Genomic DNA, 22,784 nt, shown 5'->3' with positions numbered 1-22,784 from the left:
GGGTTAGTGTATGAAAGATAATAAGGATAATTCAGCTAATTTAGTATTGTTAAATAATAATTTAGATAAGGTAAAAGAGATATTACAAGATTTGTTGATTTCTAGTTTAGAGGAGATTAAAAATAATCCATCCTCTGAAGAGAAAATATTAACATTGTGGTGTAATTCCATAAAAAGTTTTAATGACTTCTTTTTCCAAGAATTTGAAAGGACAAATAATAAGAAGTTGTATAAACGTATAATGAGGCTAGTAATGTTTAAACATTGATAATTATAAATTTTAAAAGCACTCATTTATAGAGTAGAATCAAATTCAATAGAACTTTAATCAATAAAAGAATAAAATTGTAATAATTGCCCATGGAGGATTTTAATTATGTTAAATAAAAAATTTTTATATGGCTTTGCAGCTGGTTTAGTTAGCTATAGATTTTATCACAACGTAAAAAATAATATAAGGCCTATGGCCATGAAAATAATAAGAAATACTCTGGCAATTAAGGAAAATACAAGAAGTTTTATTGATGAGATAAAAATAGAAGTGCAAAAGCAAAATAATAATATATGTAATACAGTTTCTGAAATAGATAGACAAAAGGATTTTAAATTTTTAGAAGAACAAAGGCATGCATTGGATAAAATGTCTGAGTTAAAAAAACAGTTAGAAAGTATATCTGATAAAGTTGATAATTTTTAACTTTAAAAAGGAGGCTGTATCTTAAAATTGAAAGAAGTAAATATATTACCTGGGCGTATTAGATTTAAAACTAATAAAATCTATAGAAACAAAGTATTAGCTAAATATACGGATGTATATATTGGAAATATATATGGAGTAAAATATAGTAATGTAAGTTGCAATACTGGAAGCATTCTTATAATATATGATGAAGCAAAGACAAATATGAAATTAATTAAACATAATATAGAACAAGTTTTATCATCTAAAATAAATTATGATTCTAAAAGTCTGGATTCCTATAATTCATATTATGAGATTAAGAAAAAAACAAATAAAGTTAAGACTAAACTTGTATGGTCTGGTTTAGTCTATTTGTTATTTAGAATTAAAAATTCTATATTTGGAAAATCTTTCATTAGCAGCAGCATAAGGGCATTAGGGACAGCTTCTGTAATTACTATTGTAGCGGGATATCCTTTTCTCAAAAACGTTTATAAGAAGTTTACAAAACATATTTATTTAAATTCAGAATTCATCTTAAAATTAGCGGCTATGTGTCTTACTGTTTTAAGAGAAAGTACAGAAGGTTTATTATTAATTGCTTTAATTGATTTTAACAATTACATAAAATTATCTGCTGACTTAAAATGTCAGAAATTATTAAAGCATAATATGGTTACCCCTCCTAATACCGCATGGATTATCACAAGTACTGGTGATGAGATGTTAACTTCAATTCATTCAGTAGAGTTAAACGATATTATATATATCCACAAGGGTGAACTAGTTCCAGCGGAAGGAGAAGTTTTAGATGGCAGTAGTTTCATTAGCAATTTTTATCGCACAGGCCAACCCACTGTATTTCCTATAAGTAAAGGAAATACAGTATACCAGGGTACTGTAGTTTTATCTGGTAATTTAAAAGTTCGCATAACAAAAATTCCACAGGTGTTAAATAAAGATGATATCTCTTTTGAACAATTAAATTTAAATAAGAGAGTAGTCAAATTTCAAGATAGAATTGTAGTTATTGCTGCTTTATTAGGAATTACATGTTATATATTTACAAGAGATATATTGAATGTTTTATCAATAATATTGGTTTTGTGCCCGGAATCATCTGAATTAGCTTTAAATACTGGAATAAAAAATTATATTCATTTATTGAGTAAGTATAATATATACCTTAGAAATCCCAACACCTTTGAGAAAATTATAGATACCGACAGTATAGTTTTTGATAAAACAGGTACATTAACTTATGGAAATATGGAGATTATAGATATACAGTCCTTTGATAAAAACTATACTGATGAAGCTATACTTAAAATATGTTCATCCTGTGAAGCATCTAATTATCATCCTATATCTAATACTTTCAAAAGTCAGTTACAAAAATTACATAATATAGATAAAATGCAGGCAGCTGAGGATTCTTTAGTAGAAAATGAATTTTATAGAAATAATTATATCTTAGAAAATGTACAAAATTCCATATTGATACCGTCAAAAGGAGTAAAAGCTGTATACAATAATCATACAGTTCTAATAGGAAATGATGAATTTTTCATGGAAAATAACATAGCTTTAGATGAAATACTAGATAAATACTTACATTATAAAAATAAGCTATATACGCCTATTCTCATTAGCTTAGAGGGCAAACTTACAGGCATGATCATAATGCGGGAAAGTATACGGCATAGTTCTTATGAATTAATTCCTAAGCTTAAACTTAAGGGTATAACAAATTTATCTTTATTGACAAGTGATAGTTATGACAGAGGTAAATATGTTTCTGATATATTAGATATAAATAATATCTATGGTGATTGTAATGATGAAGAAAAGCTAAAGATTATAGAAAAGCAGAAAATATATAATATAGTTATGATGGTAGGAGATGGTTTAAATGATGTATCTGCAATGAGGGCTGCAGATGTAAGTGTGAGCTTTGCAGATTCATTCTGTGATCAAATCAAGTTAAATTCAGATTGTATAATATTTGAAGATAATATGGGTAGATTGAATGATTTAATTACGTTGTCTAAAAGTTCTTATAAAATAATAGATATGAATATTAAAATAGCAAATTTATATAATATTACATTTGGCGCTCTTGCATTAATGGGAGGATTCAGTGTATTTGCTGCGAAATCGATAAATACGATAAATTCCATTTTAGTTTTAATTCTTAATGAAAGAATTAAATGGATTTTTCCCAAAACTTAATTATCAATAGTATTTTAGTAAATTTTAATTACATATATTTAAAAATGTACCTTTATGATATTATGTAGTAAGTGTTTAGACTAAAGAAGGTGCAATATAAGTGATAGATATTAATTGGAAACCGGATAAAAATTCTTCTAGAACTTTGTATAGACAAATTGTAGATTATATAATCAGTGAAATATCCAGTGGAAACTTTGCTATAGGTACTAAAATTCCTTCTCAAAGAAAACTTGCAGAGATATTTGAAGTAAACAGAAGTACTATAGTTGAAGCTTTAGATGAGTTAAAAAGCAGGGGACTTATTGAAGGCAATAAAGGAGGAGGTACTACAATAGTAAATAATACATGGTCCTTACTTTCCTCAAAACCAGAATTGAATTGGAAGAATTATATTGAAGGAAGTATTCATAAGCCGAATCTCCATACCATTCAAATGGTTAATAAGTTGGAATATGAAGAAAATATAATTAGACTTGGAACTGGGGAACCAGGTCCTGATTTATTTCCCAGGCATATGATGAATAAAGTTTTAAATAGATGTTTAAATAGAATTACTTCATTAGGGTATCTTGAAGCAAAAGGGCTGTTGGAATTAAGGCAGGTAATTAGTAAATACATAAAAAAATATGGCATACAGGTACCGCCTTCTTCCATACTTATTGTTTCTGGAGCACTTCAAGCATTACAGCTTATATCACTATCCCTTTTACCTCCAGGATCTAAAATATTGGTAGAAGATCCATCCTATTTAAAATCTTTGCACATATTCCAATCTCTTGGAGTGAATCTGACTGGTTTGAAAATGGATGGTGAAGGAATTATTCCTGGAGAAATACAAAAAAATGGAGGAAAGAATGCTGCTAAAATGCTATACACCATTCCTACATTTAATAATCCAACAGGAATTGTAATGAGTGAAAAAAGACGTATGAAAATTTTAAAATGCTGCGGAGATTTAAGAATTCCCATTGTAGAAGATGATGTATATAGAGAATTGTGGATAGAAAAATCTCCTCCCATGCCTCTTAAGAGTAGAGATAAAAATGGTAATGTACTGTATCTTGGGAGTATTTCAAAATGTCTCGCTCCTGGTTTTAGAATTGGATGGATTGCAGGCGCTGAAAGTGTAATAGAAAGACTGGCGGATATAAAAATGCAAACTGATTATGGTTCTAGCTCTATATCTCAGATGATGTTAATGGAGTGGATAAGCAGTGGATTATATGAGGAACATCTCAAAGAATTCAGGAGAAAACTTAGATTTCGTAGGGATAAAACTATAGAAATTCTAAAGGATAACTTTAAAGACATAGCTTCCTGGAATATTCCCCAAGGAGGATTTTACATATGGCTCAAATTAAACTCCAATATATCTATAAATAAATTATTTCAAGAATCAATAAAAGAAAAAATTCTTATTAATCCCGGAAGCATGTATAGCTTTTCTAATAATCAAAATCTGAGAATATCTTATTCTTATGCTTTAATGAATCAAATGGAAATGGGACTTAAAAAGCTATCCCATATAATTAGAAAATTGGAAAAAGAACAAAATAGTTGTTAAATCAAGTGATCTTAAGATTTAACAACTATTTTTGTGTGTTTGGTTGGTATAAGTTTTATTTTCTTGGATGGAGATAACAGATGGCATTACTATTATAATTTGTAATGGGTCTCTGTTAAGACACTAAAAAAATCAATTCAGCAAGGGGAAGATAATTATGATGAAATATTTAATACAAGGATTCATACTTGGAATTAGTTATGTGGCACCTATAGGAATGCAAAATTTATATGTGATAAATACAGCTGTGGCTATGAGTAAGAGAAGAGCTTATGAAACAGCGTTTATTACTATATTTTTTGACATAACCTTATCTGTTGCAAGTTTTTTTGGAATAGGTATACTTATAGATAATTTTTATTTTTTAAAGCTGTTGATTTTTCTTTTGGGAACCATTGTTATTATCTATATAGGAATATCACTTATTAGGTCCAAGCCTCAATTGTCAAAGGATAACATAAATGTAGATATATCCTTATGTAAATTGGCGGCGGCCTGCTTTACAGTAACCTGGCTTAACCCCCAGGCTATAATAGATGGCTCACTGCTGCTGGGGAGCTTTAGGGCATCCATGCCTTTATATGCCTGTAAATTTTTTATTACCGGAGTATGCATGGCATCCTTTATATGGTTTATTTTTCTTGCTGCAGTTTTTTCAATCTTTAAAAATAATTTTAATGAAAATATACTTGGAAAAATAAATATAATTTGCGGCAGTGTGGTTATTTTTTATGGAGTAAAATTGGGACACAATTTTTTAAAACTTATACTTTATTCATAGATTATATTTAGATAAACAACTGCATATTTGAATTAACGGCATCTTTTAAGTAATCTTTTGCTTCTATTATTTCAACTTCAGGAAGGAGTTCCTCCTTTTTAAATCCCATGATTTCTACTGAAAGTTTACAACCATAAAATTTTACTCCTTTTTTTAAGGCTCCTTTTAAAAAAGCTGTGATGCTTGGAGTATCCTCCTCTTTCATCATGGCTTTAAGCATTTCTTTACCTATACCACTGAAATTCATTTTAGATAGGGGCAACTCTTCAATGCCATTTGGAGTCATCATGGAAAACATTTTCTCATAAACAGTTTTATTTTCACAGGGAGGGGCATTAGGATCTCGTACCAGGAGAAGCCCCCAAAAACCAAAAAATATTGATACGTCTATGTCTATTTCTCTGGCTGCATTAGCTATAATCAGTCCAGCAAGAGCTTTGTCATAATCTCCACTAAATATAAGTAGATTTAATTTTTTGTTCAAATGAAACACCCCTTAATTTTATAAAATATAGTAATTTACACATCGTATAAAATTAGTTTGAGTTTTATGAAAAATTTTATTCAAGAATTAATTTATGTAATTGTCTTATTGGTTATATATTGCATAATATTTAATTTTCTAATATTATTATAGAAAAGTGTAAATATTATTTATGGAGGTGATTCTTTGAGCTTAAAAGGATTTTATTTACTGCCCCATCCTCCCATTGTAATTCCAGAGATAGGAAAAGGGCAGGAAAAAAAGATTAGTAATACCGGTGATGGTTTTCATGTAATAGGAAAAGAGATTGCCAAAAAGGCTCCAGATACTATTATACTTGTGACCCCCCATGGTGTCATGTTTAAAGATGCTATTTCTTTAAGCTATGAAAATGAAATATCAGGGGATTTAAAAAATTTTGGGACATCAGATATTTCTATGAAGTTACAAATTAACAAACCCCTTACCAGTAAAATATATGAACTTGCATATAAAGCTCATATACCTGTTGTAATGGCCACCAATTCTCTTTTAAATAAATATAATACTTCTATTTATTTAGATCATGGAGCTATGGTTCCTCTGTATTTTATTGATAAATACTATAAGGACTATAAACTTGTACACATAACTTATGCACCTTTAGGTGATATTAATCTATATAAATTTGGTATGTATATAAATAAAGCAGTAGAAGAGTTAGGAGAAGAAGTTGTATTTATAGCAAGTGGAGACTTATCCCATAAATTAAAAGAAGAAGGACCTTATGGGTACAGTCCTTTTGGAGAAAAGTTTGATAGGGAGTTTCTTGAAAATTTAAAAAATGGAGATAGTAAGGACATTTTTAATATGGATAAGGAGAATATAACTAATGCAGCAGAGTGTGGGAGAAATTCTGTTTTAACCTTACTGGGAGCTTTAGATAAGAGTAGATTTAATGGGGAACTTTTAAGTTATGAGGGAACTTTTGGAGTGGGTTATGGAGTAATGAGATTTAATGTGTTATCAGAGGATACCTCAAAATTAAAGCAATTAGAATTGCTTCAAAGTCATGCCCTGGAAAAGGGAAAAGAGGAAAGCAATCCCTATGTAAGACTTGCAAGAGAAAGTGTTGAGTTTTATTTGAATAAGGGAAGAGTGCTTAAAAAAATTCCAGATTATATAACAGATGAAATGATAAATATTAAAAGAGGAGTATTTGTGTCCTTAAAAAAATATGGAGATTTAAGAGGATGTATAGGTACCATATTTCCTGCTGCAGATAATGTAGCAGAAGAAATTATGCGTAATGCTGTTGGAGCGGCCTTCAATGATCCAAGATTTTATGAAGTGGAAAAAGAGGAACTTTTAGATATTGTGTTTTCAGTGGATGTTTTAACAGAACCTGAACTCTCTTGTAGGGAAGAATTGGATCCGGAGCAATATGGCGTTATTGTAAGGAAAGGGAGAAAAACAGGACTTTTGCTTCCTAATTTAGAAGGGGTAGATACAGTTGAAAAACAGCTTTTAATTGCCCTGGAAAAAGCAGGTATAAAACCTAATGAAGAATATAAAATAGAAAGGTTTAAAGTAGTTCGTTATAAAGAACATTGAAAAGAAGGGTGATGCTATGAAGGAGGAAGCTTTATTTTATGAAAAATTTAAAGATAAGGTGCACTGTTTTTTATGTCCCCACAATTGTGTAATTGAAGAGGGGGGTTTTGGAAAGTGTAATGTGAGAATATATGAAAGAGGAAAACTTTTTACTATAAATTATGGGGAAATTACCTCTGGGGCACTGGATCCTATAGAGAAAAAACCTCTTCATTACTTTGAACCGCACAGCTATATTTTTTCAGTAGGGAGCTTTGGATGTAATTTCACCTGTGATTTTTGTCAAAATTATACTATATCCCAGTTCAGAGCTAAGAGTGAGTTTATATCTAAAAAAGATTTAATGGAAACTGCAGTAAAATTAAAGAATAATATAGGCATAGCCTTTACTTATAATGAACCTACAATATGGTATGAATATGTATATGATTGTGCCAGACTATTAAAAGAAAAAAAGCCCCATTTGAAAGTAGTACTTGTTACCAATGGTTATATAAATGAAGAACCCTTAGATAAACTTCTTCCTTATGTAGATGCCATGAATATTGATTTAAAAAGCTTTAATGAAGGGTATTATAAAAATCTATGTGGGGGAAGTCTAAAGCCGGTACTAAAAACTATTGAAAAAGCTACAGCAGTTTGCCATGTTGAAATTACCACACTTTTGGTAAGTGAAAAAAATGATAATTTAAAGGAAGTGGAAAGTATCTCAAAGTTCTTAAGCTCTATAGATAATAATATTCCTCTGCATCTTTCAAGATATTTTCCAAGGTATAAATTTAAAAATCCTCCTACGGATATAAACTTCATGAAAAAAGCAGAAGCAGTGGGAAGAAAATATTTAAATAGAGTAGTTTTAGGAAACATATATTAAGATATTCCAATTTGAAATACTTCTATCTATTGTAACCACCTGCTTCTTTTCATTTCATAGTAAAGGATCATATTAAGGCAAGATTGTTCTTGATATTTATTAATGTTCTAATAATTTTATGGAAATAGGAAACCTCTTATACATATATTTAAGTACTATAACTTTAACAATATAAAGTAATATTCCTATGGGGAGCCATATTAACCCATAGTGAATTCCTTGTTGTATATATGGGAGTAAAAATTCCATATTGTTTGTTCCTCTTAAACTTATGGCCCTTAAAGGATCTGCTGTATATATAATAGGCCATAGGACTTTAACAATATGACTAAATTTGCCAGGCATCATATATCCGGGCCAGGTATAACCTGCAGTAAGAAATGTTGGAACAGACAAACACATGGAGAATCTGGTGAAGTATGAAACCTTATTGAAAATGATAGACAATATGAAGGATACTGCAGTAAGGTTTATAATAAATATGGTTATCAATTTAAAATAATTTACTATAGTTCCTCTAAGAGGCATATTAAAATATTTTCCAGCACAATATAAACTGATGGCAAATCCTATGTAAGAACATAATATACATAAAAAAATTCTCAAGCAGAGAACTGCCACCTTTTTTAATCCTTTTTTTGAACGAAGTTTAACTTTTATTATATTGGATTTCTCCACAATTAAAATAGGTGTTATTACAGCTAAATAACATTGTTGAGCTACCACTGCTATAAGACCATAAATTAAATACTTACCATAACACATCTGTGGATCATATAATATACGCTCAACAAAAGATAAAGAACTAATTGATTGCTGGGCTACATAAGGCATCATGTTGTTACCTTGAAGAACATTGAGTTGAATTTTTGCATTTAAAGTATTTAATATGGCACTGCCATAGGATAATGCATTATTTCCTATAACTATATTGGTCTCATCCACTAGCAGTATAGTTTTTGGAGCCTTCATTTCCGATACATCCCTGCCAAAATTTTTTGGTATTATAATAGCTGCTTGAATTTTTCCGGATTTTAATTTTTCATTAATATCATCATAGGATTGGGCGTAGTAATCTACTTTAAATCCCGGATGATCTTTAAATTGTGTTATAATAGTTCGGGAAGTGGAGGAATTATCTAAATCTAAAACACCGAAAGGTATTTGTTCAACAAACACTTTGCTAAATACTGAACAGAAAAGACAGGTGAAAAAAATAGGTGTTATTATAATAATTACAATATTCTTTATTCTTTCTGTTGCAACTTTAATAGATTCTCCTTTAATCATACCTTTATCACCTCTCCAGTATTTTGGGTGTTATTTTCATTATCTTTAGTATTGGCAATTACTTTTCTGATTGTTTTCTTTATGTAGAATGCTGCCAAAGAAAATAGCCACATATAAAGTGTAAACTTCATAAACCAAATTATTTCGGGAGTGATATACGTCATTTCTATGCCCACAAGGAATAGTCTTCTCATAGGGTCTGCATAATGCACGAAGGGAAGGATATTTGATAAATCCTGAAAAAATTTGGGCATTGCAAGTAGTGGGAAAGTATATCCTCCAAGTACACTTGTAGGCAGCACCGTTACTGCACTAATTTGTATTGAAAACAACTCTTGTGTTATGATAAGTCTTACCAAAACGCCATAACTTGCTATTGCAATAGAGAATAATGTTGTTAGCATAATAACTTCTTTAGGCATCCCTCTAAAGGGCACTCCAAAATATTTCACTTGTATCCATAAGGTCAGTAGAATGGAAGCCGAACCTGCCAAGCCTGCTAAAATAGATTTGATCCATATAGGTAAATAGTATTTTTCTTTTTTTGGAATAACTGCTCCAAGCATTACAATACACACTTGAGCAATAGAAATCAGCATTCCTATATTTAAAAAGTTACTGTAATTTCTAGCGGGGTTATTTAAAATTCTATAGTTAAAATACATGGGCATTATATAATTTCTGGATATTTCTGGCATTATTCCAAGCTTTCCCTGCATAGTTTCCTGTATGTACGCTGTTTTTATGGATAAAAGTATTTCATCCATTCTAGATTTAGCAGCACTGGTAATTGACATTTGTGAACCGTCATAAAGCACAAGAACTTTAGGGGCATTTCCTTCTGTTAAATCTTTTGAAAAAGATTGAGGAATAATAACACCCACTGAGGCTTTACCATTTTCTATTGAAGTCTTAACATCATAATCATTTTCACCATAATTATTTACATTAAATATTTCATTATATTTTATTTCTTTAACAAGCATCTGGCTGTAGGAAGAATTATCATGATCGACAATTATGGTTGGAATATTTTTGATTTCACCTTCATGCATTTCATTTCCTAGAATGAAACTACTGGCAATAGGAATTACAAATATAAAGAAAATAAAGATGAAAACTTGTTTTAATTTTAAACTTGTTTTTATAAAATTCAATATTTTACCCTTCATAATGAGTCAATCACTTCACTTTCCAAAATCAACAAAGGCTGTCATACCTTGATAAAGGGTTTTGTTTACAGATGTCAATTCAACCTTAACCCCATAAGATAATACATCAAAATCTCCGTTGTCATTTGTAGCTCTTTTAACTGCAAAATCCGGTTTTTCATTTATTCTTACTACCTTACCTTTAAATTTTTGTTTAGGATAACTTGAAAGTTTTACTGAAACGGTTTGATTTAATTTTACCTTTGAAAGGTCTGTTTCCTTTACATTGCATTCAATCCATGGAGTAGTTGTATTTGTTATTACAAGGAGGGGCATACCTGTGGACACCAGTTCACCAACTTCTACATTTTGCTGATTTATAATTCCATCTACCGGTGCTGTAATTGTAGTATCTGATATATAACTCTGTACTTCGCTTTTTCCACCCTGGGCTTGTTTAATTTGAGCCTGATATGCTTGTATTGTTGCATCTGCCTGGCTTACCTGTGCTTGTAATGCTGCTATATCTTCAGTTCTTGCTCCATCTTTAACAATATTATATTGATTTTCTGCCACATTCATAGATGTCTCTGCTTTATCTAAATTTTCTTTAGTTGTATACCCCTGTTGAAATAATGTATTTGTTCTGTCATATGTAGCCTTAGCTAAATCGTATTGAGACTTAGCCGAAGCAATTTCATCTGCTCTTGCCCCATTTTGAGCTTCTGAAAGTTTGGCCTGAGCTGCCTCCTTGGCTGCCTGGGCTGCTTTCATTTGTCCGGTGGCCGCTTCAATTTCAGCTTGGGATTGGGCTTCCTTTGCAACCAATGAACTATTGTCTATAGTTATTAAAACTTGTCCACTTTTTACACTGTCTCCTTCATCTGCCTTTATAGCTGTTATTTTTCCTGCAACTTTAGAGTTTATATTTACTTCCTTGGTTTCTATATTTCCCTGAACGATTAAATTAGAATTGCTTTTTTGTGTTAAATCATCTCCAGTTAATGCAGCTATATTACCGCATCCTGTAAAAAAACTTATTATTATAACTAGGAATGTGAAAACTAAGCCTCCTTTTTTCATAGAAAAAACCTCCTAAATGAGAATTATAAGTCGCGACCATTCGGTCAGCATAGTAGATTATACCATTACACCCTTTACATTGTCAATACTAGAAAACTTTTTCATAAATGTTATAATTGATATTGAAGAGATTACATAATTGGATATATTTTACTTAAGTTTTATCAATTATAAAATTATAAAATTAGGAGTGGTAAACTTGCCTAGTAAAACCTTTTTTAATTTGCCAGAAGAAAGGCAGGAAGAAATTATACAGGTAGCTATTAAAGAATTTGCAAATCAGGATTTTGAGTCATCTTCCTTAAATAGAATTATAAATGAATTAAAAATTGCTAAAGGAAGTTTCTACAGGTATTTTAATAATAAAACGGATTTGTATATATTTCTTATTGATTATACCTTAAACAAGCAGCTGACTTATGTAACTGATTTTAACCCGGAAGAAGAGCAATTGGATGCAATAACTCTTTCAAAGAAAATTGTACTTCATGTACTACAATTTGATTTTATGTATTACAATTATGCCAGCTTTCTTTTCTATGCCCGTAAAAGCAGTCAATTTAAGTCATATTTAACCATGAATCGAAAAGAATTTATAGATATGTTGGATATACTGCAGGACAAAAAGCTAATACGTATGGATTTGGATAAAAACATTATGATATTTTATATATTTAGAAATATGGTACTGCTTAGGGATTTTATTATAGAAAAACTTAATATACCGGAAACAGAATTTTCTAAAGGATATGCTGCATATAAAAAGTATGAAAAGTCTATAGATGAAATTACAGAAGAATACTGTGATTTGTTGATAAACGGTATAAAACAAAGGTGAATTATATACAATATGAGATAATTGTGCATCGTGAATTATTAATATGGTATAATATTCTCTAGCAAAGGAAGGTGAAAGAGGATGAAGATACTAGCTTATAGTTATAGGGCTGATGAAACCGTGTATTTTCAAGAATTCAGTAAAAAGTATAAAGTTGAAGTGGTGTTATGTGATGATGCTCCCAATATGGAGAATGCAGAACTGGCCAGAGGGTTTCAATGTGTAAGCATAGTTACTACCCCTGTTTCAGGAGAACTTGTAGAAAAATTTCATGAAATGGGGGTAAAGTTTATATCTACAAGAACTATTGGATATGATCATATAGATATTGAAAAGGCCAGACAATTGGATATGCATGTAGGAAATGTAACCTATTCTCCAAGCAGTGTAGCAGATCACACAGTCATGGTAATTTTAATGACAATACGGAAGATGAAAGTTATTATGCAATGTACAAGTGTGCAGGATTATTCCTTAAAAGGTGTACAGGGGAGAGAACTTCATAATTTAACTGTGGGTGTTATTGGTACGGGGAAAATTGGACAAAGGGTAATTAAAAATTTAAGTGGATTTGACTGTAAAATAATAGCCCATAGTTCCCATGAGGATAAAGATGTGAAAAAATATGCTGACTATGTATCTCTGGAAGAACTTTTAAAAAGCAGCAATATCATTACATTACATATTCCTGCCAGAAAAAATAATTATCACATCATTGATAAAAATTCTATAGATATGATGAAAGAGGGGGTATTTATTATTAATACAGCCAGAGGCTCCCTTATTAATACAGAGGACTTAATAGAAGGCATTGAAAAGAAAAAAATTGCAGGGGCGGCTTTAGATGTTATCGAACACGAATCAGATTTATATTACAATGATCTAAAGTGTGAAATATTAAATAATAGGCAGTTGGCAATTTTAAAATCCTATCCTAATGTAATTATTACACCTCATACGGCCTTTTATACGGATCAATCCGTAAGTGATATGGTAGAAAACTCTATTTTAAGTTGTACCTTATTTATGGAAGGAAAACAAAATCCCTGGCAAGTTATATAAGGAGGATACAACCTCCTTTAATTTTAATACTTAGAAAATAAAAAACAGCAAAATTAACTGCTGCTATGTTGAATTTCTATTTAAGTGTGTTATAATAAAATATATACAAAACACACAATTATACTATAATCTTATCTTATCATATTATGAATCATATGTCAAGTATTTTGTTTTATTTTTTAAGGAGTGATAATTATGAACCTACCCGAAATGTTTAGTTCTATTAATGATGTTGAAAAATCAAAGGGCATCACTGAAATTTTAAAGTTAAATGAACGTCTTAAAAAGCGAGATCTTTTTCTTAAAGAGAAGGATATAAGAGATATTATGGAAACGAGAAATATTACTTTAAAAGCCCAGGGAAGATTGGAACTTGATATGGATATTTTAAAAGATATTGTAAGAGAGCTTGCATATTCTCCTTATATAAATCAACATAATCTGGTTGAAAGTATTAATGATATCTATGAAATATTCCATTATATAAAAAATCACACATCAGATTTTTTAGGAGATGAAAAAATATTTAAAGCTGTAATATTTCTTTTTAACAAGGTTTATAATGGTTCCACAGAACTTATGAAAGGAAAGGGTATTGAAAGAATTGTAAATAATTTTAGAAATGGCAGGGAACTTATCAGTATGGAAGATGAGGAGGGAGATGAGTATTGAAGACTTTGCCCAAGAGTATGGAAGCAGGTGTTCTTTTAATTTTCAAAGAATTAATTATAAGGTATACAAAAGGAAAAAGTAGTTCTATAAAAGAGGACAATGCCCTTAATATTTTAAGTTCTATATACTATTCTATAAATGCCTATATGCAGTGTTATGGAAAAAAAGAGATATGTTCTAATTCAATTTATACAGGAGATGTTAATTTCATATACAAAAAAGGTGTTGAAATTGTTAAAAAATATACTGAAGAGTGCCGAAAGCTTTATAAAAATATAAAACAAAATAAACTCAATATTCCTCTGGAGGTTTATAATGATACAATAGATAATCTAAAAGACTTTTTTGATAATTATGACGAGGTCTTTGGGGCTTATGACATACCCTGCAGCATTGATTACCCACTTACATTTGACAATATGAATTTAACAGGGATTTTTTATATAAAACAGTATATTGAAAAATTAAAAATGGAAACTGATTTTTGTAATTTTTTTAAACAATCTTCCATTAGAAAAATACTCAGGGATTATGGTAGAAAATATAAAATCAATATTATAAAGTCTCCAATCAATGTATTTCAAGTGCTTTTGGAGCAATCTATTTTTGTGCTTTTGTGTGGAAACAATGAAATTACTCTTGAAATCTCACCACATGACAGGGAAATAATAAAAAGAAGTTTACTTGAAAAAAATGGAGAGGAACTAAAAAGTATCTTAAAGGAAATCTTTAAAGGGGTAATCGTTAAATTTAATATTAGAGATAAAAAGCTTATAGATTATATAAAAAGGTATGAAAATTCATTTATAATACGATTTTTAAATGCTCATGATAATGGAAATCTGTCAAATATGATCATTATAGAAAAGGAAAAATCCAGAGAAGATAAAATTGCATTTACAAAAGGCAGCAAAATGAATGATTATGAGTTCACCTCTATTGTAGAGGAGGTAATGGAATGCAGGTATGTTAAGGATAAAATTAATATTATAGCTTCAAATTTAAGGTCCCTTGAAGACTACATGGATCTCTTGGATTCTGAGTGTCTGTTTGGCAGTGAATATATAGAAGTATTTAGCACGCTTAATGATATGTCTCTGGCTGTACTTGGCAAAACAGTATTTTATGATGATTTAAACTGTAATTCTCTGAATTTATCCTATGAAGAATTAATTAAATATAGGGATGATATGGAATCGGAATGGCAAAATTATTTCATTGAATTCTTATTGAGTTTACCAGAGAAAGAGATAAAAAATGTGGAAAATATAATAGTTAAAATGGATTTAGAGGAAAATTTAATTTAAAAATGTATTGACAAAGAAAAAATAATTGCTAAAATAAAATTAGCACTCAAGTATTATAAGTGCTAACAAAAGTAAATTTAAACACCTTTCAGGTAAGGTCATATGAAAACCATAAATAGTATCTATGTAATAATATAGTATGGATGAAAAGTACATATATTTACATAGATTTTATGTGATCCATGTGTTATTAAAATTTTAAGCCATACATTTTACATATTAAAGAAAGGAAATGATAAAATGACTACAAAACAGTTTAAAGCAGAATCAAAGAGGCTGCTTGACTTAGTTATTAACTCTATCTATACCAATAAAGAGATATTTTTAAGAGAACTTATATCCAATGCCAGTGATGCAATTGATAAAAGTTATTATCGTTCGCTTGTTGATGAAAATGTTACTTTTAACAAGGAGGATTTTTATATTAGAATTACTGCAGATGCGGAAAACAGAACACTTACAATTTTTGATACAGGAATAGGCATGACAGAAGAAGAACTTGAAAATAATCTGGGGACTATTGCCAAAAGTGGCTCTTTTGCCTTTAAAAATGAGAATGAATTGAAAGAAGGAGTAGATATTATAGGTCAATTTGGAGTTGGCTTTTATTCTGCTTTTATGGTATCTGATTTAGTTACGGTAAAAAGTCGTGCCCTCAATTCAGATAAGGCATATAAATGGGAATCAAAGGGAGTAGAAGGGTATATTATTGAAAGCTGTGAAAAAGAAGATGTGGGAACTGAAGTCATACTGAAAATTAAACAGGATACAGAGGATGAAAAGTATGGCGAATTTTTAGACGAATATAAAATAAAATCCTTAATAAAAAAATACTCTGACTTTATAAAATATCCTATTAAAATGATGGTGAAAAAGAGTAAATTGAAAGAAGGCAGTGACAAGGATTATGAAGACTATTTTGAAGATGAAACTTTAAACAGCATGGTGCCTATCTGGAGAAAAAATAAAAACGAACTAAAGCCTGAGGATTATGAGCAGTTTTATATGGATAAACATTTTGGCTATGAAAAACCTCTTAAAACAATTCATGCCAGTGTAGAAGGAGTAACAAGTTATAATACTTTGCTTTTTATTCCTGCAAGGACACCTTATGATTTCTATACAAAGGAATTTCAAAAGGGATTAGAACTTTATTCAAATGGTGTGCTGATAATGGAAAAGTGTGCTGATTTATTACCGGATTATTTTGGCTTTGTACAGGGGCTGGTAGATTCTGCGGACCTTTCTCTTAATATTTCAAGAGAACTTTTGCAGCATGATAAACAGCTTAAATTTATTGCTAAAAAAATAAAAGACAAGATTAAAAGTGAACTTTTACTTATGCTCAAAAATGATAGGGAAAAGTATAATGAGTTTTATGAAAATTTTGGAACGCAGCTTAAATATGGGGTGTATTCTGATTTTGGAATGAATAAAGATGTACTTAAAGAGCTGCTTATGTTCTACTCTTCTACAGAGGAAAAGCTTGTAAGTCTTGATGAATATATATCTCGCATGAAAGATGAGCAGAAATTTATATATTATGCATCAGGAGAAAGTATAGAAAAAATTGATAAACTGCCTCAAACTGAACTGGTTAAGGATAAGGGTTTTGAAATATTATATTTTACTGATAATGTAGATGAATTTGCTATTAAAGTGCTTGCAAAGTACAATGAAAAGGAATTTAAATCCGTCTCCAGCAAGGATTTGGGATTTGAATCAGACAATAAAGAAAGTGATAAGGAAACAGAAGATAATAAAGAGTTATTTGATTTTATGAAGGAAGCTTTAAAGGACAAGGTGAAGGAAGTAAAGGCATCCAAACGTTTGAAAACCCATCCTGTTTGCCTTGCAAGCAGTGGAGAACTTTCTATTGAGATGGAAAAAGTACTTAATATGATGCCAGAAAGTCAGAATATTAAAGCGGATAAAATTCTTGAGATAAATACAAATCATGAAATGTTCAATGCTGTTAAACAGGCATTTACAGAGGATAAAGACAAATTAAAAATGTTTTCCAATGTGCTTTATAACCAGGCATTATTAATTGAGGGGCTTTCTGTGGATGATCCTGTACAGTTTGCAAATGATGTGTGTTCTTTAATTAAGTAAAGATTTAAATAATATAAAAAAGAGAGAATCTTGAAATATAGGTTCTCTTTTTGCCTGTAATTTGCTTTATAGTTATTATTGTATTTCTTAATTTTTTATGCTACTATAAATGTTATTAATCAATAGCTAAATAAGTTTATACAAATTTTGAAGTATTTACATATATATTTAATTCCTATAAACTCAGCCAGTATATCATCAGAAATATTTTTAAAAAATCATCAGTTATTTTTAGATATATTATAGATAGCTCTGTAGCTTGTAGGTAAAGGAGAGAGCTGACAATGAATCGATTTTATGGTAATCTTTTGACTTTTGGACACTTTGTAGCGGATTTTTATCAAGGTGCATTACCTGCACTGCTTCCTTTTTTGGTTTCTGACAAGCATTTTAGTTATGCTGCTGCTGCCTTTTTAATTTTTTCAGCTAATGTGAGTTCTTCCATAATACAACCTCTATTTGGCATATGTTCAGATAAAATTTCTGTACCTTGGACATTACCTCTCGGAGTATTACTGGCAGGAATTAGTTTTGGTATGTCAGGTGCTGTGGACAATTACTGGGTTATGGCTGTATTTATAGCATTGAGTGGGGTTGGAATAGCTTCTTTTCATCCAGAAGGAGTTAAGCTTGCAAATACTTTTGCTGGAGAAAATAAAGCAACAGGTGTAAGCAGATTTGCTGCGGGAGGAAATATAGGGTTTGCTGTAAGTCCCATAATAACTACAGAAGTTTTATTGTTATTTGGTTTAAAGGGAACAATTATCTTAGCTTTGCCTGCCCTAGTTATGTGTATAGTTTTTTTGATTCAGTTACCCAAATTGACAAAAAATAAAGGGCAAGCCACGGTTAAAAAAGAGGTACAGGCTAAAAATACAGTAGATGAATGGAAGCCTTTTAGCCGCTTGACAGCAACACTTACCTGTAGAGCCATGATTTTTTTTGGCCTTAATGCATTTTTGCCTCTTTATTGGATACATGTATTGAATCAGTCTAAAAGAGGCGGGAGTATAGCACTGTCTACACTTATAATTGTAGGTGCGGTCGGAACTCTCATTGCAGGACGGATGGCAGATAAATTTGGGAACAGAAGAGTAATAATGGCAGGTTTTCTTACACTTATACCACTCCTTTTTATATTTATAAATGTAAGAAATGTCATTTTAGCGACTTTACTGCTAATTCCAATAGGTCTTTCTCTCTATGCACCCTATAGTCCTATGGTGGTATTGGGCCAAAAGTATTTGCCAAACCATATGGGACTGGCATCAGGTGTTACCCTGGGGTTGGCAGTTACCATGGGAGGGGTAATTTCACCTGTGCTCGGATGGATATCAGATAATTATGGAATTCATACAGCTCTATCTAGTTTAACTATATTACCAATTATTGCAGTATTCTTAACCCTTACACTTACCATACCTAAGGTGGATTTAAATAGAGATAGTGTAAATAAGGCAAAATTTAATGTAACCAGATCAAGTAATTAAATAGATAATTATTCCTTGACTGTTTTAGCATTATTAAAATTAGAAACCTGGGATAAAAGCATTCCTGACAGCATTAAAAAACAGCCCATATATTCTCTTAATTGTAAATGTTCATTTAAAAGCATCATACCTCCAAGGGTTGCAAAAACTGATTCCATACTGAGTATTATTGCTGCATGGGAAGGTTTGGCATGCTTTTGCCCTACTATTTGTAGGGTATAGGCTATTCCTACAGAGAATATTCCACCGTAAAGTATAGGTATAAGAGCACTATATACACTGGAAATAGTTGTTTTCTCAAAAATAAGCGATGCTATTATGCTGAGTATGGAGCAAGTTAGAGTTTGTACAAAAGATAATTTTAGTGCATCTATTTTTTTGATAAAGTAGTCAATGAGTAATATATGTGCTGCCCAAAAAAATGCACCTATAATTTCTAATAAGTCTCCCTGACCTATGGAAAAATTTTCATTTATACTTAAAAAGTATAGACCAAATGCAGTTATAATTACACTGATCCAAATAGTTAAAGGTATATTTCTTTTGAAAAAAATACTTATAATAGGTACGAATACTATGTATAATCCTGTTATGAAGGCGGCTTTTCCCGCGGAAGTGTAATTTAGACCTATTTGTTGAAGAGAGGCTCCAAAAAAAAGTACACATCCAGTTATTATTCCAGCAATTATAAATGTATATTTTTTGTTACAGTTGTCTATAGTTTGATTTTGAGTTTTATTAAAATATAATAACAGGGGAATTAAAGAAATGCCTCCCAGTGCAAATCTAATTCCATTAAAAGCAAAGGGGCCTATATATTCTGCACCCACCTTTTGGGCCACGAAAGCTAGTCCCCATATGGCTGCTGTTATTAAAAGAAGTATATTGGATTTTAATTCCTGTTTTTTCATTTACAACTCACCGCCTGATTCAAAGTATTCTATATTAAGCAATATTATGTTTTTAAACCAACATTATAATGATATCACAACAATTTCTTTAAGTACAATATATATTATCTTTAATTGAAATTGTTATTAATTCGATAAATATTTAAAGAGGGTATAAAAATGGATATAAATTTAATTGAAATAAAAAAAGAAATGGACAGGATTTTTAATTTACAGATAAATAATAAATGGAAATTAAGAAGAAGTAGTGCTAGGGATAGAATTAAAAAATTAAAAATGCTGAAGAATTATATAATAAATTGTATGGATGAAATTGAAAAGGCTCTCTATGATGATTTTAAAAAGCCAGGAGAAGAAGTACTTTTGACAGAAGTTTATCCTGTTATATGGGAGATTAATCATGCCATAAAAAATTTACATAAATGGATGAAAGACAAAAAAGTAAAAACTCCTATTACATATTTTGGAGCTGTGTGCAAAATAAAATATGAATCGAAGGGTGTTTCTCTAATAATTTCTCCCTGGAATTTTCCATTTCAGCTGGCAATATCACCACTTGTCTCTGCCATTGCAGCAGGAAATTGTGTAATATTAAAACCTTCAGAGTATACACCTCTTACAGGGAAGTGTATAAAAAAAATGATTTCCTGTATATTTCAAGAGGATGAAGTGGCTGTATTTCAAGGAGATTATAGAATTTCTAAAATGCTTCTGGAAAAGCCTTTTGAAAATATATTTTTTACGGGAAGTCCTACTGTGGGAAAGATGGTTATGGAAGCTGCCGCCAAGAATCTTGCCACTGTTACCTTGGAACTTGGAGGAAAATCTCCCGTAATAATTCATCCCTCTGCAAATTTGGATGAGGCTGCCAGAAGGATAGCCTGGGGCAAATGTCTAAATGCAGGTCAAATATGTGTAGCTCCCGATTATTTATTAATTCCGCAAAATAAAGAAGAAGTATTTGTTGAACTGATGATTAAATATATTATTCAGTATTATGGTACTTTTAAAAAGGATATGGATAATCTAAAATATTCTAGAATAATTACAAAAGAACATTTTTTTAGAATAAAAGAGCTTGTAGAAGAGGCTGTATATAAAGGGGCAAAAGTAAGATGTGGGGGATATTTTAATGAATATGATAATTTTATATATCCCACCATAATTACTGATGTAGATTTAAATTCTAAATTATTAGAAGAAGAAATATTTGGCCCAGTGCTTCCAGTTATATCCTATAAATCTATGGATGAAGCCCTAGAATATATAAAATCTAAACCTAAACCCTTAGTTATTTACATATTTAGCAGAGATAAAAAAGCAGTGAATTATTTATTGGATAATACCGAATCTGGAGATGCAGTAATAAATGATGTAGTAGTGCATGCTGGTAATATCAATCTGCCTTTTGGGGGATTCAACAACAGTGGTATTGGAAAATCCCATGGATATTATGGCTTTATGGCATTTACCCATGAACGTTCCTATATGAAACAAGGTAAAATTTCTCTGCTATCAATGGTATACCCTCCTTTTGACACTAGAACCAAAAAAATTATTAGAAAGCTTATCAAATATTTTTGAAAAATAATATATAAATATTTTTATGATTTTAGAAAAAAGTATACTATAAAGGAAGCATTTGTTTTACAATAGATATTAAGGCAGCTATTTTTTAAGTACACCTAATATAAGAGAGGAGATATTTTTATGAAAAGCATAAAAAATATATCTGCTATAGGACTGGGCGCCATTGGATGTGCGTATAACAGTAAATTATATGATATGAATCCAGAAGGAATAAAGATTATAGCAGGAGGAGAAAGGGCAGATAGATATAAAAAGAATGGATTTATAATTAATGGTAAAAAATATGATTTTACATACGTATCTCCCCAGGAAAAATGTGAACCAGCGGATTTAATTATTGTTTCAGTAAAAGCAAATGAATTGGAACAGGCTGTCATGGATATTGAGAATCATGTAGGAAAAGATACAATTATTATTTCCCTTATGAATGGAATTACCAGTGAAGAAATTATAGGAAAGCAATATGGCATGGACAAGGTGCTGTATTCACTATGTATTGCCATTGATGCTAACCGCAGGGAAAATAATATTCATTTTTCAAGCTATGGCAGTATAATTTTTGGAGAGAAAAAGAATATAACTTATAGTGAAAAGGTACAAGCTGTTGAAGAAATTTTTCGTAAGGCGGGTATTTCCTATGAAATTCCCAGGGATATGATGCATTCACTGTGGTGGAAATTTATGATAAATGTAGGCATAAATCAAGCATCAGCAGTAATTAAAGGTACCTATGGTGTATTTCAAAAGGTAAAAGAGGCCAGAGAACTTATGGAATCTGCCATGTGGGAGGTAGTAAAATTATCTGAAAAGGTGGGGGTTAATTTAGATAAAGGAGATATTGACAAATGGTATAAAGTATTAGAGACTATGAATCCTGACAGCAAGACTTCAATGTTTCAAGATATTACATATGGAAGAAAAACAGAAGTAGATATGTTTGCAGGAACTGTTTGCAAATTAGGGAAAAAATATGACATGGATACCCCTGTTAATAAAACATTTTTGAACATAATAAAGGTAGTAGAAAATAATAAAAAGTTATCTCCATAATTGATATATTAT

Annotated in this window: 20 protein-coding genes; 15 read left to right on the top strand and 5 right to left on the bottom strand. The window is 30.5% G+C overall.

Translation table 11 applies throughout. The features are described from left to right. Window positions 1–10: 10 nt before the first annotated feature. The 5 genes from BS101_RS12370 (at window position 11) to BS101_RS12350 (ending at window position 5,262) form a co-directional block, all read left to right on the top strand. A complete protein-coding gene (locus tag BS101_RS12370) occupies window positions 11–268 on the top strand; it encodes a hypothetical protein (RefSeq protein WP_012102567.1) in 258 nt (85 codons plus the stop codon). A 108-nt stretch (window positions 269–376) separates the two neighbouring features. Continuing rightward, window positions 377–697, top strand: a complete 321-nt coding sequence (locus tag BS101_RS12365) for a hypothetical protein (RefSeq protein ID WP_073539102.1) — start codon at window positions 377–379, stop codon at window positions 695–697. Between the two features lie 27 nt (window positions 698–724). Then, a complete protein-coding gene (locus BS101_RS12360; protein WP_073539101.1) occupies window positions 725–2,914 on the top strand; it encodes an HAD-IC family P-type ATPase in 2,190 nt (729 codons plus the stop codon). Between the two features lie 100 nt (window positions 2,915–3,014). Continuing rightward, on the top strand, window positions 3,015–4,481 hold the full coding sequence (locus tag BS101_RS12355; RefSeq protein WP_073539100.1) for a PLP-dependent aminotransferase family protein: 1,467 nt from the start codon (window positions 3,015–3,017) through the stop codon (window positions 4,479–4,481). A 157-nt stretch (window positions 4,482–4,638) separates the two neighbouring features. Further along, entirely contained in the window at window positions 4,639–5,262 is a 624-nt protein-coding gene (locus tag BS101_RS12350; RefSeq protein ID WP_073539099.1) for a LysE/ArgO family amino acid transporter, read from the top strand. Between the two features lie 7 nt (window positions 5,263–5,269). On the opposite strand, the gene BS101_RS12345 is transcribed toward BS101_RS12350, so the two are convergent. Continuing rightward, window positions 5,270–5,746 (bottom strand): DsrE/DsrF/DrsH-like family protein, encoded by a 477-nt coding sequence (locus tag BS101_RS12345; RefSeq protein ID WP_073539098.1) that lies wholly within the window; start codon window positions 5,744–5,746, stop codon window positions 5,270–5,272. A gap of 186 nt (window positions 5,747–5,932) precedes the next feature. On the opposite strand from BS101_RS12345, the gene amrA reads away from it, so the two are divergent. Both amrA and amrS read left to right on the top strand, forming a co-directional pair. Then, window positions 5,933–7,339, top strand: a complete 1,407-nt coding sequence (amrA, locus tag BS101_RS12340) for an AmmeMemoRadiSam system protein A (RefSeq protein WP_073539097.1) — start codon at window positions 5,933–5,935, stop codon at window positions 7,337–7,339. A 16-nt stretch (window positions 7,340–7,355) separates the two neighbouring features. Beyond that, on the top strand, window positions 7,356–8,213 hold the full coding sequence (amrS, locus tag BS101_RS12335; RefSeq protein WP_073539096.1) for an AmmeMemoRadiSam system radical SAM enzyme: 858 nt from the start codon (window positions 7,356–7,358) through the stop codon (window positions 8,211–8,213). Between the two features lie 99 nt (window positions 8,214–8,312). Here amrS and BS101_RS12330 read toward each other — a convergent pair whose 3' ends face one another. The 3 genes from BS101_RS12330 to BS101_RS12320 are packed head-to-tail and all read right to left on the bottom strand — an operon-like array spanning window position 8,313 to window position 11,737. Beyond that, window positions 8,313–9,503, bottom strand: coding sequence for an ABC transporter permease (locus BS101_RS12330; RefSeq protein ID WP_073539095.1), 1,191 nt, complete (start codon window positions 9,501–9,503; stop codon window positions 8,313–8,315). After that, entirely contained in the window at window positions 9,500–10,675 is a 1,176-nt protein-coding gene (locus BS101_RS12325) for an ABC transporter permease (RefSeq protein ID WP_073539094.1), read from the bottom strand. The genes BS101_RS12330 and BS101_RS12325 overlap by 4 nt, the downstream gene beginning before the upstream one ends. 15 nt (window positions 10,676–10,690) lie before the next feature. After that, the gene (locus BS101_RS12320) at window positions 10,691–11,737 is read right to left on the bottom strand and encodes an HlyD family secretion protein (protein WP_073539093.1); all 1,047 of its coding nucleotides are present in this window, start codon (window positions 11,735–11,737) and stop codon (window positions 10,691–10,693) included. Window positions 11,738–11,927: 190 nt separating this feature from the next. Here BS101_RS12320 and BS101_RS12315 point away from each other — a divergent pair, with 190 nt between their 5' ends. The 6 genes from BS101_RS12315 to BS101_RS12290 all read left to right on the top strand — a co-directional run bounded on the left by BS101_RS12315 (window position 11,928) and on the right by BS101_RS12290 (window position 19,221). After that, on the top strand, window positions 11,928–12,575 hold the full coding sequence (locus BS101_RS12315) for a TetR/AcrR family transcriptional regulator (RefSeq protein ID WP_242951485.1): 648 nt from the start codon (window positions 11,928–11,930) through the stop codon (window positions 12,573–12,575). An 81-nt stretch (window positions 12,576–12,656) separates the two neighbouring features. Next, window positions 12,657–13,637: a D-isomer specific 2-hydroxyacid dehydrogenase family protein gene (locus BS101_RS12310; RefSeq protein WP_073539092.1), complete on the top strand. Its 981-nt coding sequence runs from the start codon at window positions 12,657–12,659 to the stop codon at window positions 13,635–13,637. A 195-nt stretch (window positions 13,638–13,832) separates the two neighbouring features. Next, window positions 13,833–14,309, top strand: a complete 477-nt coding sequence (locus BS101_RS12305) for a DUF6323 family protein (protein ID WP_073539091.1) — start codon at window positions 13,833–13,835, stop codon at window positions 14,307–14,309. Continuing rightward, window positions 14,306–15,616, top strand: a complete 1,311-nt coding sequence (locus tag BS101_RS12300; RefSeq protein ID WP_073539090.1) for a DUF6179 domain-containing protein — start codon at window positions 14,306–14,308, stop codon at window positions 15,614–15,616. The genes BS101_RS12305 and BS101_RS12300 overlap by 4 nt, the downstream gene beginning before the upstream one ends. A 240-nt stretch (window positions 15,617–15,856) precedes the next feature. Next, complete coding sequence (htpG, locus tag BS101_RS12295) at window positions 15,857–17,731, top strand: molecular chaperone HtpG (RefSeq protein ID WP_073539089.1); 1,875 nt, start codon at window positions 15,857–15,859, stop codon at window positions 17,729–17,731. 284 nt (window positions 17,732–18,015) lie between these two features. Next, window positions 18,016–19,221 carry an MFS transporter gene (locus tag BS101_RS12290; RefSeq protein ID WP_073539088.1) on the top strand — a complete coding sequence of 402 codons (1,206 nt, stop codon included), beginning with the start codon at window positions 18,016–18,018 and terminating at the stop codon, window positions 19,219–19,221. Window positions 19,222–19,229: 8 nt separating this feature from the next. On the opposite strand, the gene BS101_RS12285 is transcribed toward BS101_RS12290, so the two are convergent. After that, window positions 19,230–20,132 carry a DMT family transporter gene (locus BS101_RS12285; protein ID WP_073539087.1) on the bottom strand — a complete coding sequence of 301 codons (903 nt, stop codon included), beginning with the start codon at window positions 20,130–20,132 and terminating at the stop codon, window positions 19,230–19,232. A gap of 159 nt (window positions 20,133–20,291) precedes the next feature. On the opposite strand from BS101_RS12285, the gene BS101_RS12280 reads away from it, so the two are divergent. Next, complete coding sequence (locus BS101_RS12280) at window positions 20,292–21,716, top strand: aldehyde dehydrogenase family protein (RefSeq protein WP_073539086.1); 1,425 nt, start codon at window positions 20,292–20,294, stop codon at window positions 21,714–21,716. Between the two features lie 126 nt (window positions 21,717–21,842). Continuing rightward, a complete protein-coding gene (locus BS101_RS12275; protein ID WP_073539085.1) occupies window positions 21,843–22,772 on the top strand; it encodes a ketopantoate reductase family protein in 930 nt (309 codons plus the stop codon). Window positions 22,773–22,784: the final 12 nt, after the last annotated feature.

Origin of the sequence: Clostridium kluyveri (assembly GCF_001902295.1) — a bacterium.
In the GTDB taxonomy this organism is placed as follows: domain Bacteria; phylum Bacillota; class Clostridia; order Clostridiales; family Clostridiaceae; genus Clostridium_B; species Clostridium_B kluyveri_B.
This window is presented reverse-complemented; position numbering and strand designations above follow the sequence as displayed.

What these genes read in the sequence shown, in the direction of transcription:
- BS101_RS12350 (WP_073539099.1), top strand. Translation starts at nt 4,639, where the DNA reads ATGATGAAATATTTAATACAAGGATTCATACTTGGAATTAGTTATGTG.
- BS101_RS12280 (WP_073539086.1), top strand. Translation starts at nt 20,292, where the DNA reads ATGGATATAAATTTAATTGAAATAAAAAAAGAAATGGACAGGATTTTT.
- BS101_RS12320 (WP_073539093.1), bottom strand. Translation starts at nt 11,737, where the DNA reads ATGAAAAAAGGAGGCTTAGTTTTCACATTCCTAGTTATAATAATAAGT.
- BS101_RS12285 (WP_073539087.1), bottom strand. Translation starts at nt 20,132, where the DNA reads ATGAAAAAACAGGAATTAAAATCCAATATACTTCTTTTAATAACAGCA.
- amrS (WP_073539096.1), top strand. Translation starts at nt 7,356, where the DNA reads ATGAAGGAGGAAGCTTTATTTTATGAAAAATTTAAAGATAAGGTGCAC.
- BS101_RS12310 (WP_073539092.1), top strand. Translation starts at nt 12,657, where the DNA reads ATGAAGATACTAGCTTATAGTTATAGGGCTGATGAAACCGTGTATTTT.
- BS101_RS12325 (WP_073539094.1), bottom strand. Translation starts at nt 10,675, where the DNA reads ATGAAGGGTAAAATATTGAATTTTATAAAAACAAGTTTAAAATTAAAA.
- BS101_RS12370 (WP_012102567.1), top strand. Translation starts at nt 11, where the DNA reads ATGAAAGATAATAAGGATAATTCAGCTAATTTAGTATTGTTAAATAAT.
- BS101_RS12365 (WP_073539102.1), top strand. Translation starts at nt 377, where the DNA reads ATGTTAAATAAAAAATTTTTATATGGCTTTGCAGCTGGTTTAGTTAGC.
- BS101_RS12330 (WP_073539095.1), bottom strand. Translation starts at nt 9,503, where the DNA reads ATGATTAAAGGAGAATCTATTAAAGTTGCAACAGAAAGAATAAAGAAT.
- BS101_RS12305 (WP_073539091.1), top strand. Translation starts at nt 13,833, where the DNA reads ATGAACCTACCCGAAATGTTTAGTTCTATTAATGATGTTGAAAAATCA.
- BS101_RS12275 (WP_073539085.1), top strand. Translation starts at nt 21,843, where the DNA reads ATGAAAAGCATAAAAAATATATCTGCTATAGGACTGGGCGCCATTGGA.
- BS101_RS12290 (WP_073539088.1), top strand. Translation starts at nt 18,016, where the DNA reads ATGAATCGATTTTATGGTAATCTTTTGACTTTTGGACACTTTGTAGCG.
- htpG (WP_073539089.1), top strand. Translation starts at nt 15,857, where the DNA reads ATGACTACAAAACAGTTTAAAGCAGAATCAAAGAGGCTGCTTGACTTA.